The sequence below is a fragment of the uncultured Arcticibacterium sp. genome, assembly GCF_964021845.1.
Lineage (GTDB): Bacteria > Bacteroidota > Bacteroidia > Cytophagales > Spirosomataceae > Arcticibacterium.
Genome location: NZ_CAXHZC010000009.1, coordinates 125,006 through 137,219, shown reverse-complemented (window position 1 = coordinate 137,219; position 12,214 = coordinate 125,006). Strand labels below are relative to the sequence as shown.

The following is a 12,214-nucleotide window of genomic DNA, read 5'->3' as shown; positions in this document are numbered from 1 at the left end:
AAAAAGGAAAAAACCCCGGGAAACCCAGGGCCTTTCTCAACTTTATAGCCATGAAAACTAAATCTTTGACTAAGCTAATTCTAGCTTCAAGTCGTTTATCTTTTTTCTAATTGAAGTGTCTATTTGAGTATCACCTACTCTTAGTACATATCCTCCAATCAGTTCTTTATCAATTTTTTCTTCTAATTCTACTGTCTTACCGCTTGCATCTTTAACAATCTTAATAAATTCTTCTTTCTGCTTAGCCGTTAAAGGTTCTACTGTAGTAACGATAGCCTGCTCTATATTATTAAGCTGAACATACAGTTTTTGAAATTCGGCAGCGATAGGCTTTATAAGACTTTCTCTGTTTTTCCTAGTTAAGACGTCAAATATTGAATAAGTCACAGGATTAACGCGAGATTCGAAAATATTTTTCAAAATCGTCCTTTTCTTGTCATGTCTCACAATAGGATTTGACATTACAGCCTCAAATTCACTATTCTGGTCACAAACTTCAGTAAAAAGTTTCATGTCATTATTGACATCCTCTACCACTTTTTGTTCAATCGCAAAGTCAATTAAAGCCTTTGCATATCTGTAAGCTACTACCGCGTCTGACATTTTTATTATTTATCTAAACCCGACTCATTCTCAACAAAACTAATAAGTCTGGCTTAATATCTAGTTATTACTACTTAATATTATCCGAAGAAATTATTTAGCGAGGGTAAACCTTAATTAAGATTTGCTTCACCTATTAATTCCGTCACTAAATTAGAATGAGCATCTTTAGAAGTTAACTCTCTCTTAATCACTTTCTCAGCAATTTCAATTGACAAAGAAGCTACTTCTTTCTTTAAATCTGAAATCATAGCCGTTCTGTCTTGAGCCAAAGTAGCTCTAGCATCTGACATAATCTTGTTTGCTTCAGAGCTTGCTTTATCCTTAGCATCAGAAACCATTCTGTTTGTAGTTTCTTTTGCATCTTTTATCATCTGATCTCTTTCAGCTCTAGCTTCTGCCAATAATTTCTCGTTATCAGATTTAAGCTTTGCCATTTCTGCTCTAGTCTCTTCCGCCATTTTAAGAGCAGAACTAATTTCTTCTTCTCTCTCACTAAGGGCAGATAAAATACCTTTCCAAGCAAATTTCTTTAAAACAAAGAAAAGCGTAAGGAAAATAAGAGCTTGCCAAGCTATAAGACCAACACCGGGAGTTAATAATTCCATGATATATCTAAAAAATTAATCTTTTTAAAATAAAAAGTTTTGCTCTGACACCTAATGTGAACAGAGCAAAACGATTGTTGCAAATTATCCAAGAACGGCCAAAAGACCTACAACCACACCAAATAAGGCTACAGCCTCAATAAGTGCAGCAATGATAATCATCATTGACTGGATTTTACCTGCAGCTTCAGGTTGACGAGCAACCCCTTCCATAGCAGATCCACCAATTTTACCAATTCCGATTCCAGCAGCGATTGCAGAAAGACCAGCACCTACAGCACCACCCATTGCAGCTAAGCCAGCACCTGATTCAGTAGCAGCTTGTAAAAGAATGTTTAACAAAGACATTTGTAAAACGATTTATAGTTAATAAAAAAATAAATACTAATTAATGATCGTGATGCTCTTCAATAGCACTTCCGATATACATTGACGACAGTAAAGTAAATATATAAGCCTGAATAAAAGCAACTAATATCTCAATAAGAGACATAAAAGTACCTATGGCCCAAACTCCACCGCCTACGGCATAATTCTTAAACAAGAAAATTAAGCCTATAAAACTTAACAGGATAATGTGTCCACCTGTAATGTTTGCAAAAAGACGAATAGTTAAAGATGCTGGTTTCATTAAAACACCAATACCCTCAATTATCCAAAACAATGGTTTTAACCATCCTGGAACACCAGGAGGTGCCACTAAGTGCATCCAATAGTTTTTGTTCGCTTTAACGTGAACCATAACAAAGGTAAAAATGGCTAGTGTTAAAGTAACTGAAATGTTACCTGACAGGTTAGCCGCACCCGGTGTTAAACCAATAAGATTATTAATTAAGATAAAGAAAAACAAAGTCAACATATAAGGTAAGTATTTCTCATACTTAGGACCTATATTAGGTTTAACTACTTCATCTTTGATAGTAAGAATAACAGGCTCGAAAAAAGACTGAATTCCGCTTGGTGCTTTTCCTCTATTCTTTTTGTAACCCTTACCTACCGCTAAGAAAATTGCAATTAAGATTATAGCACTCAAGAAAAGTGAAGCTACGTTTTTGGTTATTGAAAAGTCCCATACTGTAGCGTGATGGTCGTTTACTAAACCTATTTTTTCATGATGATTGACATAAGGACCATAAACGCCATGGTCGTCAAATTTAGCTGAAGAGAAAATATCTAAGCCATGCTCTTGCGTGTAAAGGATAACTGGCAGTGGCAATTTCACTCCATGAGCAAATTCCCAACCATGCTCGTCAAGAATATGGTGCATTATCATGCCACCCATATCAAAGGCTTCTTCTGCATGATCTTCATGCCTCTCTACAAAATCTCCTTCTCCCCCCTCATGTGTGGCTTCCTCATGCTGAGCAAACGAAATAAATACAGAAAAAACTGATAATGAAACAGTTAAGAGTAACTTTTTAAACATTGCTTAGGTCTTCTTTTTGATGACTTTTTCTAGTACCTGCTAAAATCGCCGCAAGTTACGATATAAACCGAAAGTTTCAAACAAGGTGAAAAATAAATATAGTACAAAAAAGTTCAAAACGAAAAGCTTTACATTTTCCACACCAACATATAGGAAGACTGTCACAAAAATAACACACGCCAAAAACCTAACAATAACCGTAGATAGATAAAACTGTATGAATTTATCCCCTTTATCCCTCATTCCTTGTTTAGAGATAATAATAAACAGATAAGAAACTGCCCCAAAGAAAGCCAGCATAACATATTTCTTTGGATGTAAGTAAGCTAAAGGACCAAAATGGTCAGCTAGGAAAAATGCAATTAAAATAGCGGTATACAGTAGAATTGTTTTGAGCATAAAACCACATTGGGTTATTTATTCTTTTAAGACCGCAAATTACAAAACATACGGAAGTATATAGAGAATATCAACTCCTAAGAAATCTACAATGGAAATATATTCTAGAAACTGAATAGTAATATTTCAAGTACAAGTACAAAAGTTATCCACATTTATCTAATAACTAATAGGACTAAAATAAGATGCAAATTTCACACAATCTTTTTCAAAAAATAAAATAGTTTTTTTGCTAGCCTTTAGCCACTTCAATTCACTAAGTTTGTATCCTTTTCTCCAAAGAAAAGCAACTTTTTTAACCAACTATCTAAACGAAATTGAACCCCGAAACAGCAGAGAATGAAGCAGGAGTAGTTTGGGCAAATTGCCTTAAGGTGATTCGTCAACATACTTCAGACCAAAGTTTTAAGACTTGGTTTGAACCGGTAATGCCATATAAGTTAAATGGTAAAAAATTAATCATTCAGGTGCCTAGCCAGTTCTTTTATGAGTGGCTAGAAGACAATTATGTAGAATTATTAAGAAAGGCTTTAGACTATTCTATCGGTACGGATGGTCAATTGGAGTACTCCATAGTAGTAGATAGAGGCGATAAGGTAAATAACAAACCTCCACAATCTCAATCTGTAGGAACAAACAACAATAGTAATAATAACTATAAAGGTAATAACAGCGGCAATGGCAACAACAACGCTCCCAAATACCAGCGAAACGACTATAGAAATCAAAATTCAGAACCAAAAGGACTTAAAAGTCCATTTGAACTTAGAGATTTAAACGCCTTACAATCTGATTCTTTCTTAAATAGGAGTTATTCCTTTGACAATTTTATAGAAGGAGACTGCAATAGACTAGCGAGAGCTGCAAGTTTTGCAGTAGCAGAAAAACCAAGTGTAACTTCCTTTAACCCACTTATGATTTATGGTGGCGTAGGTCTTGGTAAAACTCACTTAGTACAAGCCATTGGAAATTTCATTAAGAACAACAGCCTTAGCGAGAAATTTGTACTCTATGTGTCTTCTGAAAAGTTTACGAGTCAATTTATTAACTCGATAAAGAACAACAGCCTTCAAGACTTCATGTCTTTTTATATGCAGGTTGATGTTTTAATAATAGATGATGTTCAGTTTTTGTCCGGAAAAGAAAAGACGCAAGAAACATTCTTTCATATTTTCAACCACTTGCACCAGTCAGGTAAGCAAATAGTAATGACTTCTGATAGGCCTCCTAGAGACTTAGAAGGAATGGAAGACAGATTGCTTTCAAGATTTAAATGGGGACTTACAGCCGACTTACAAAGCCCTGATTTAGAAACCCGGATTGCTATTATTCAGAAAAAACTTCAACAAGAAGGTATTGAAATTGATTTCGAGGTCATTGAATACCTGGCACATAGCATTGACTCCAATGTTAGAGAACTGGAAGGAGTGATGATTTCTTTGATAGCTCAAGCCTCATTGACTCAAAAAACGATTGACCTAGAATTAGCGAAAAGAACACTGAATCATATTGTAACGGAATCTGAAAAGGAAGTTAATATTGATACCATCATTGGTGTTGTTACTGAGCATTTTCAGGTTAGAATAGCTGATTTAAAAAGCAAAAGTAGATTAAGAAGTATTGTTATTCCACGTCAGGTGGCTATGTATTTGGCAAAAGAAATGACAAACCTCTCTTTAAAATCAATTGGTTATCACTTTGGCGGTAGAGACCATAGTACGGTTATTCATGCTATTCAAACTGTAAATGACTTGATGGATACCGATAAGGAAATGAACAATACTGTTCACAAACTTTCTCAGAAATTTAAGAAGTAAGAAGCTTTTGGTGAACCGCTAATACCTGAGGTATTAAAAGGTTGTTTTCGTTTTCAATGATGAAATCAGAAATTTCTTTGAAATATTCAGGGCTAAACTGATTTTTCATAATAGCCTTAATTTCTTCTTTTGATCTTTCTGTGTCTCTTTCTAAAATTCTAGCCAGCCGTATTTCTTCAGATGCACTTACATAGATAATCTTATCCAAATCAGCCCCTTTTTTCATAATGGCAGCTTCTTTTAAAACGTAAGGTTTATCACTATGACCTTCCATCCACAGTCTAGCATGCTTTTTAACCGCAGGATGAACAATCTCATTTAATGCAGTTAATAAGCTAGAATTTTTAAAAACAGCTTTTTTTACAAATGGTACATTATATTGACCATCTAAATACGAGTCTTCCCCTAAAAGGTCAATAATTTTAGATTTAACAACCTCATCACGTGAAATAAGCTTTTTTGCTTCTTCATCGGCATAATATACCGGCACACCTAAAGTTTCAAAAATTAAGCAAACCGTACTTTTTCCAGAACCAATTCCGCCTGTTATTCCAACTCTAAGCATTTTTCAATTCGGAATAGGTTCTAATCTTTTTAACAAAATAGGTAAAAACGATAGAAATAGGATAAAGATATTTCCCTGACTTCGGCCTACCTTTTGATGTTTTAATTAAATATGGGAGCATAGCATAAAAACTAAAGTGAGCTCTAAAAATAGCCCAAAAATCTAAAAACTTAAATTCTAATAGAAGCTTCACTCCCGAAACACCATCTAATATCAATCTTATAAAAATCACCTGAATGGCTCTCCAGAAAGGCAAATTCTTAGCTAACATTGCTAAACTGTTTCTATAATTCAGAAAGGTCTTTTGAGGGTTACTCTTATTTAATGTTCCTCCACCAAGGTGATAGACTTTTGACTCAGAAACAAAACCAACCCTATAACCAGCGTTCTTTATTCGCCAGCATAAATCAATTTCTTCCATGTGTGCAAAAAACCTTTCATCAAAACCACCTAAGTCATGAAAGACATTTGCGTCTATTACTAAGCAAGCTCCTGTAGCCCAAAAAATATCAATCTTCGCATCATATTGACCTAAGTCTTTTTCACAATGGTCAAAGATTCTTCCTCTGCAGAAAGGATAACCCCATTTATCTAAAAAGCCACCAGCAGCTCCAGCATATTCAAAAGTATCTTTCTTTAAATATGAAAGTATTTTTGGCTGACAAGCCACCAAATCAGAAGATGATTTCAAGCTATCAATAAGTGGTTTTAACCAGTTCTCTGACACCTCTACATCCGAATTTAACAGCACATAATAATCAGCCGAAATCTGCTTTAAAGCTCTATTGTAACCACCAGCAAAACCACTATTCTCTTTTAGAGAGAGTAGTTTAATGTTTGGAAAGTTCTCTTCCGTAAAAGATATAGAATCATCAGAGCTACCATTATCTGCCAGCCAAATATCAGTATCTTTAGTATGCTCTAAAACCGAAGGTAGAAAGGTTTTTAGATGCTCTTTGCCATTAAAGTTTAGTATGACTACAGCAGTATTCAAGGGGCTTATTTGTTAAACATCGAGCCCAAGTCCATGCCGGGAATATTCGGCATCATGCCTGATGTAGCATTTTGAAGCTCTGCTTTAGATTTAACTTCTACATTTTCCAATGCTTTATTGGCTGCTGCCACAATAAGGTCTTGAAGTATTTCTATTTCATCTTTATTTATCAATTCAGGTTCAATAACCACGCTTTGAAGTTCTTTTTTACCATTTACAGTAACTTTCACCATACCGGCACCAGACTCTCCTTCGGCTGTAATATCTCCTAATTTGCTTTGGGCTTCCTCCATTTTAGATTGGAGTTCTTTTACTTTGCCCATCATCCCAGCCATATCAAACATTCCCATAGTATTTACACATTAAATGAACTGTAAATTTAGCGATATGAAAGGGATAATTAAAATGTATTTACTTCAATAAGGTAAGTATACCATTTCTACTAAACGCTTCACCAGCTAAACTGATACCGCTAATTTTATAAGTATAGTTTCCGCTAGGTACAGGCTCGTTAGACTTTGGACTTGTTCCATCCCAACCTCTTCCATCTAAGTCATCTTTATAAAGAATAGAACCCCATCTATCAAAAATCGTGATGGTTCCACTTTCTACAAATTTAGACTTGATTTCATACCTTTCGTTTTCTCCGTCTCCATTTGGACTAAACGCCGATGGAATAAAAATATCTGCAGGAATAGGCATCTCTACTGTATTACTGTAAGAAACAATAGCATAATCAGTTAAATACTGAGATTCAACAACTTGCTGAGCCGTTATCCTAAATTTAATAGTAGGTTCAGTAGCATTGGAGATTAAATAACCTACTCCTTTCGTCAAATCATTTGTCCAGAATTCAGGCAAGAATGCTCCAAAATCTTCATTGTAACTTTCAATAGTATATTTTGCATCTGTCGACGTAATAATAGTATTCGGGAAAGTAAAGTCAGTCCAGTTCAAGGTATTTCCTTCGTAAGAAAGGAAAACAGTACAAAACTCTGGTGACAAATCGGACTTGATTCCACAGGCGTCTTCCAGCTGATATTTGTAGCAATACTTGCCAGAGCTTGGAATAACTGCAATATCAGTAAAAGTATTACCCGTAGACTTACCAATACTGACAAAATCAGCATCAGATGGACTCTTATGAAAAAAATGGTATTGCGAAATATCCGATTGATCTAATACCACCAACTTAATCGCCGAATCATCATTTCCCATATAAGTCGCTTGAATCAAACCATTAGGTATGATTTTTGTGGACCCTGTCAAAGGGTCAACATCTAGCTTATCAGAAGCAATTGTTACAAATTCAGTATTGCCATTAATCTCTATGGCATACCTCGCTGTAACTTGATAATTATATACTTCACTACACTCTAAATTAAGGTCTTCAAAGTAATCATCAAGATTAGAAAATAAAGGTAAAGAGTTAAGACAATCATCGCAGCCTTCCACATCTTTCAATAATTCTAACTGCTGAGGTGTTCCCGAAGGATTACTTGGAAGAACCCATCTAATGGTAGCATCTGAAGAACTAGACTGGGTAGCAGAAAGTGTTAAATCACAAACTATGTTAGACGGCACCTCATTACCGCATGGGTCTAAAGTAAGTACCCTATAACAATACTTAGAATCCTCTTTTAAACCAGTTACCGCATAGGTATCACTTGTGGCTACACCTTGATTACTCCAAGTATAGTTACTGCCCAAATCTTCGGCCACCTGCACCGTAAAAACACCATCTGAACTAAAATTTTTAAAGGAAATATTAGCTCCACCATTTGAAGATGTGAGACCATTAATAATAGGTGTATTTATAACATTTGGATCTTTTATTTCTGGATTTGTAACACATATCTCATAGTTATTTCTGATATAAGAGCCAGTAACTGCAATTCTAGCTAAAACGCCTGAATATGTATGTGTTTCTTCAAAAGGAAGGGTTCCCGTGCTTACATCTACTATTTTTTCTGTGCCATCACCCCATTCTATCTTATATCTATTATGCTTATTTGCCTCGTTTTCTTCTATTTTAATTGTAACAGAGGTACCATCACAGCTAAATATATTTGCTACGGGTGGGTCAACTCTAATAACCTCGGCAGCTCGTGGCCCACAACTAATGTATTTCTGCCCATTTATTTCTGCTATTTGCAAAACCCAATGCCCACCAGGTGTAAGAATTTTTGAAGAGTTCCAAGAGCCGCCAGTAAACGCAGCATACTCTCCTGTAAAACCAGCTGCGGTTATATCAATATCATCTGAAAAATCATATACATACTGAACCGAAGAAGGGAAAGCAGGAACCACCCCATCGTCTAAATACCTTACTGCTACTTCTCTATTAGGGTCGTCAGGTTCAGAGCACCTACTGCTTGAAACAGTGAAGGTTCCACCCCTAATAAAACCAGGAGGAGCAGTGGTGCATGCCGCCGGTTTAGGTGGCGTATTTTGAGCGTAAGCATTTTTTATAGAAAGAGTACTCATTAGGGTCAAAAGACACATAATGAAAAGATTCTTAGATTGCATTTTATTCATTCTCGTTAATTGCATAAGCTAATCAGTGAACACTAAAAAACAATAATCATGCCCAAACACAATTCTAACTTTAACAGATAACTCTGGACACTTTCTAAATTTATTTAAGATAAGGCAAAAATTGGAATTCCTTGACACTAAAACATAAAAATGACTAAATATCAGGCGATTAGATTTTAAATTGAATTTACATCTCAATTATTTTGTTTCTTCTCTCATAAGACGAAAGTCCCTTTAAAAAAGTAACATATCTTTGCAAGAATTATTTACAAGCAATAGCTTAATGACGAAAATTAAATTAGATAGTATAGAAGAAGCCATTAATGACATAGCCTTAGGCAAGGTGGTAATAGTGGTAGACGACGAGGATAGAGAAAACGAAGGTGACTTTATATGTGCGGCGGAGAAAATCACCCCTGAATTAGTCAACTTTATGGTAAAAGAAGGTAGAGGGCTGATGTGTGTACCCCTTACCAAAGAAAGGTGTGAAGAACTTGGCTTAGAAATGATGGTGGGTAAGAACACCGCTTCTCATGAAACACCATTTACAGTATCTGTTGACTTGCTTGGCTACGGATGTACCACTGGAATTTCAGCATCTGACAGGTCAAAAACTATTTTTGCCTTAGCAGATAAAAAAACCAAACCTTCTGAACTAGGCAGGCCCGGGCATATTTTTCCTTTAAGAGCGGCAAAAGGCGGAGTCTTAAGAAGAGCAGGACATACAGAAGCTGCTATTGATCTTGCTGTAATGGCAGGCTTAAAACCTGCAGGTGTTTTAATTGAAATCTTGAATGAAGATGGCACTATGTCAAGGCTTCCTGATTTAAGAATACTAGCCGATAAGTTCGATTTAAAACTAGTTTCTATCAAAGACATGATAGAATATAGATTAAGTAATGAAAGCTTAATTGAAAGGGAAATTGGCGTAGCCATGCCAACAGAATGGGGTAATTTTGATTTATTGGCGTATCGCCAAACAGACAACAATCAGCTTCATTTGGCGTTAAAAAAAGGTACCTGGGAAGAGGGCGAACCTGTAATGGTAAGAGTACACTCTTCTTGTGTTACTGGTGATATATTTGGCTCGTGTAGATGTGACTGTGGAGCCCAACTTCATGCAGCAATGCAAATGGTAGAAAAAGAAGGAAAAGGTTTGGTACTTTATATGAATCAAGAAGGCAGGGGAATTGGCCTTTTAAATAAACTAAAAGCCTACAAACTTCAAGAACAAGGTAGAGATACTGTAGAAGCTAACGAAGACTTAGGCTTTAAACCTGACCAAAGAGATTACGGCGTAGGTGCTCAGATTTTGCGTGACCTTGATATTTCAAAAATAAGATTGATATCCAACAATCCTAAAAAGAGAGCAGGACTTATGGGCTATGGATTAGAGATAGTAGAATCAATTCCTGTAGAAATAACTCCCAACGTGCATAATGAGGTGTATTTGAAAACAAAAAGAGATAAATTAGGGCATACTATTCTTGATAAATGAAAATAACTAGAAAGATAAAAATTAGGCTAAAAAAGTTCCTTCTTAAGTCTACTATTTACTTTTTATCTATTAGCATAGGTTTAGTTCTTGTCTTTAAATTTGTTCCTGTTCTTATTACCATAACCATGCTGGGGCAATGGGTAAAAGGGGGCGAATTACATTATAACTGGGAGCCTATTGAAAATTTGTCTCCTGAAATGCCTATTGCGGTGGTAGCCGCTGAAGATCAGCTTTTCCCAGAGCACCATGGGTTTGACTTTAAGTCAATCAAAAAAGCAATAAAGGCAAATCAGAAAACAGAAAAGCTAAGAGGTGGCAGTACTATCTCTCAGCAAACCGCTAAAAACGTTTTTCTTTGGCAAGGACGCAGTTGGATAAGAAAAGGTCTTGAAACTTATTTCACATTTTTGATTGAACTTATTTGGGGTAAAAAAAGGATACTCGAGGTTTACCTTAACGTATCTGAAATGGGGCCTCAAACTTTTGGAGCCGAAGCTGCCGCACAAAGGTATTTCAAAATTCCTGCGGCTAAACTTAGCCGAAACAGAGCTGCACGAATTGCTGCCATTTTGCCTAGTCCAAGAAAATGGAAAGCCGTAAATTCAGGTTCCTATGTAAATAAAAGAACCGCCCATATTGAAAGGCAAATTCGCCAACTTGGCGGACCTGCTTATTTGAAAGAAATAAACTTATAATATGCTTGTATTTGATGCTCATCTAGATTTATCCATGAATGCCATGGAGTGGAACAGAGACTTAAGACTTCCGCTTGCGGAGCTTAATGCAAGAGAATACGGCATGACAGATAAACCAGACCGAGCTAAAGCCACTGTTTCTTTTCCTGAAATGCATAAAGGAAATATAGCCCTAGCCGTAGGAACCCTGATAGCACGATATGTAAAACCAGACTCGGAAATACCGGGTTGGTTTAGCCAAGAGCAAGCTTGGGCTCAAATTCAAGGTCAATTGGCATGGTACAAAACCATGGAAAACACTGGTCATTTAAAACCTATATCAAGCCAGAAAGACCTTATTGAGCATATTCTTCATTGGGAAAAAGACAAATCACCTGTTGGCTATGTTCTTTCACTGGAAGGGGCTGACTCCATTATTGATGTTCATCATTTAGAGAGACTTCATGCTCAAGGTTTAAGGGCCATTGGCCTTTCACATTACGGACCTGGCGTTCACGCTTTTGGTACTGATTCTGAAGGAGATTTACCACAAAAAGGAAAAGATCTTTTAAAAAAAATAGAAGAACTAGGAATTATTCTAGACGTAACACACCTTTCAGATAAATGCTTTTACCAAGCTCTTGATATTTTCAATGGTCCTGTTTGGGCGAGCCATCATTTATGCAGGAGCTTAAGTCCTCATAATCGTCAGTTAAGTGACGAGATGATTGGCTTACTATTAGAAAGAGATGCTATGATAGGCATGGCCTTAGATGCTTGGATGGTGGTAACAGGATGGGTGCGTGGCGAAAGTACTCCTGAAAGTATGGGAGTAAATATTGACAGCGTCATTAATCATGTGCAGCACATTGCTTCATTGGCTGGAAGCACTAAAAACATCATGATAGGCTCCGACCTTGATGGAGCATTTGGAACAGAACAAACGCCTATAGAAATTCAAAGCATTGCCAACCTTCAAGATTTTATTCCTGCTTTAAAGAAAAGAGGGTTTACCGAAAGTGATATAGAAGGAATTATGTGGCAAAATGGTGTTAACTTTTTGAAGAAAAACCTTAAATAAAAAAAGCGAAG

The 12,214-nt window shown here is 36.2% G+C and carries 12 protein-coding genes; 4 read left to right on the top strand and 8 right to left on the bottom strand.

Translation table 11 applies throughout. The annotated features are described in order from the left end of the window. Positions 1-69: 69 nt before the first annotated feature. The 4 genes from atpH to atpB all read right to left on the bottom strand — a co-directional run bounded on the left by atpH (position 70) and on the right by atpB (position 2,637). On the bottom strand, positions 70-603 hold the full coding sequence (gene atpH, locus AADJ06_RS20575) for an ATP synthase F1 subunit delta (RefSeq protein ID WP_341228382.1): 534 nt from the start codon (positions 601-603) through the stop codon (positions 70-72). 113 nt (positions 604-716) lie between these two features. Continuing rightward, a complete protein-coding gene (gene atpF / locus AADJ06_RS20570; protein ID WP_341228381.1) occupies positions 717-1,211 on the bottom strand; it encodes a F0F1 ATP synthase subunit B in 495 nt (164 codons plus the stop codon). Positions 1,212-1,295: 84 nt separating this feature from the next. Beyond that, positions 1,296-1,559 carry an ATP synthase F0 subunit C gene (gene atpE / locus AADJ06_RS20565; RefSeq protein ID WP_341228380.1) on the bottom strand — a complete coding sequence of 88 codons (264 nt, stop codon included), beginning with the start codon at positions 1,557-1,559 and terminating at the stop codon, positions 1,296-1,298. Positions 1,560-1,599: 40 nt separating this feature from the next. Then, a complete protein-coding gene (atpB, locus tag AADJ06_RS20560; RefSeq protein WP_341228379.1) occupies positions 1,600-2,637 on the bottom strand; it encodes a F0F1 ATP synthase subunit A in 1,038 nt (345 codons plus the stop codon). 716 nt (positions 2,638-3,353) lie between these two features. On the opposite strand from atpB, the gene dnaA reads away from it, so the two are divergent. Next, positions 3,354-4,853 (top strand): chromosomal replication initiator protein DnaA, encoded by a 1,500-nt coding sequence (dnaA, locus tag AADJ06_RS20555; protein ID WP_341228378.1) that lies wholly within the window; start codon positions 3,354-3,356, stop codon positions 4,851-4,853. Here dnaA and coaE read toward each other — a convergent pair. The 4 genes from coaE to AADJ06_RS20535 form a co-directional block, all read right to left on the bottom strand. Then, positions 4,843-5,418, bottom strand: a complete 576-nt coding sequence (gene coaE, locus AADJ06_RS20550; protein WP_341228377.1) for a dephospho-CoA kinase — start codon at positions 5,416-5,418, stop codon at positions 4,843-4,845. The genes dnaA and coaE overlap by 11 nt on opposite strands. After that, positions 5,411-6,412: a glycosyltransferase family 2 protein gene (locus AADJ06_RS20545; RefSeq protein ID WP_341228376.1), complete on the bottom strand. Its 1,002-nt coding sequence runs from the start codon at positions 6,410-6,412 to the stop codon at positions 5,411-5,413. The genes coaE and AADJ06_RS20545 overlap by 8 nt, the downstream gene beginning before the upstream one ends. Positions 6,413-6,417: 5 nt before the next feature. Further along, positions 6,418-6,756 (bottom strand): YbaB/EbfC family nucleoid-associated protein, encoded by a 339-nt coding sequence (locus tag AADJ06_RS20540; protein WP_341228399.1) that lies wholly within the window; start codon positions 6,754-6,756, stop codon positions 6,418-6,420. Positions 6,757-6,823: 67 nt separating this feature from the next. Further along, positions 6,824-8,941: a gliding motility-associated C-terminal domain-containing protein gene (locus AADJ06_RS20535; protein WP_341228375.1), complete on the bottom strand. Its 2,118-nt coding sequence runs from the start codon at positions 8,939-8,941 to the stop codon at positions 6,824-6,826. A 292-nt stretch (positions 8,942-9,233) separates the two neighbouring features. Here AADJ06_RS20535 and AADJ06_RS20530 point away from each other — a divergent pair, with 292 nt between their 5' ends. Genes AADJ06_RS20530 through AADJ06_RS20520 form a run of 3 tightly spaced genes read left to right on the top strand, consistent with a single transcriptional unit; the run spans position 9,234 to position 12,203 of the window. Beyond that, positions 9,234-10,448 (top strand): bifunctional 3,4-dihydroxy-2-butanone-4-phosphate synthase/GTP cyclohydrolase II, encoded by a 1,215-nt coding sequence (locus tag AADJ06_RS20530; protein ID WP_341228374.1) that lies wholly within the window; start codon positions 9,234-9,236, stop codon positions 10,446-10,448. Continuing rightward, on the top strand, positions 10,445-11,143 hold the full coding sequence (gene mtgA / locus AADJ06_RS20525) for a monofunctional biosynthetic peptidoglycan transglycosylase (RefSeq protein ID WP_341228373.1): 699 nt from the start codon (positions 10,445-10,447) through the stop codon (positions 11,141-11,143). Before AADJ06_RS20530 ends, mtgA begins: the two co-directional genes overlap by 4 nt. Position 11,144: 1 nt before the next feature. Next, positions 11,145-12,203 carry a membrane dipeptidase gene (locus AADJ06_RS20520; protein WP_341228372.1) on the top strand — a complete coding sequence of 353 codons (1,059 nt, stop codon included), beginning with the start codon at positions 11,145-11,147 and terminating at the stop codon, positions 12,201-12,203. The last annotated feature ends 11 nt before the right edge of the window (positions 12,204-12,214 follow it).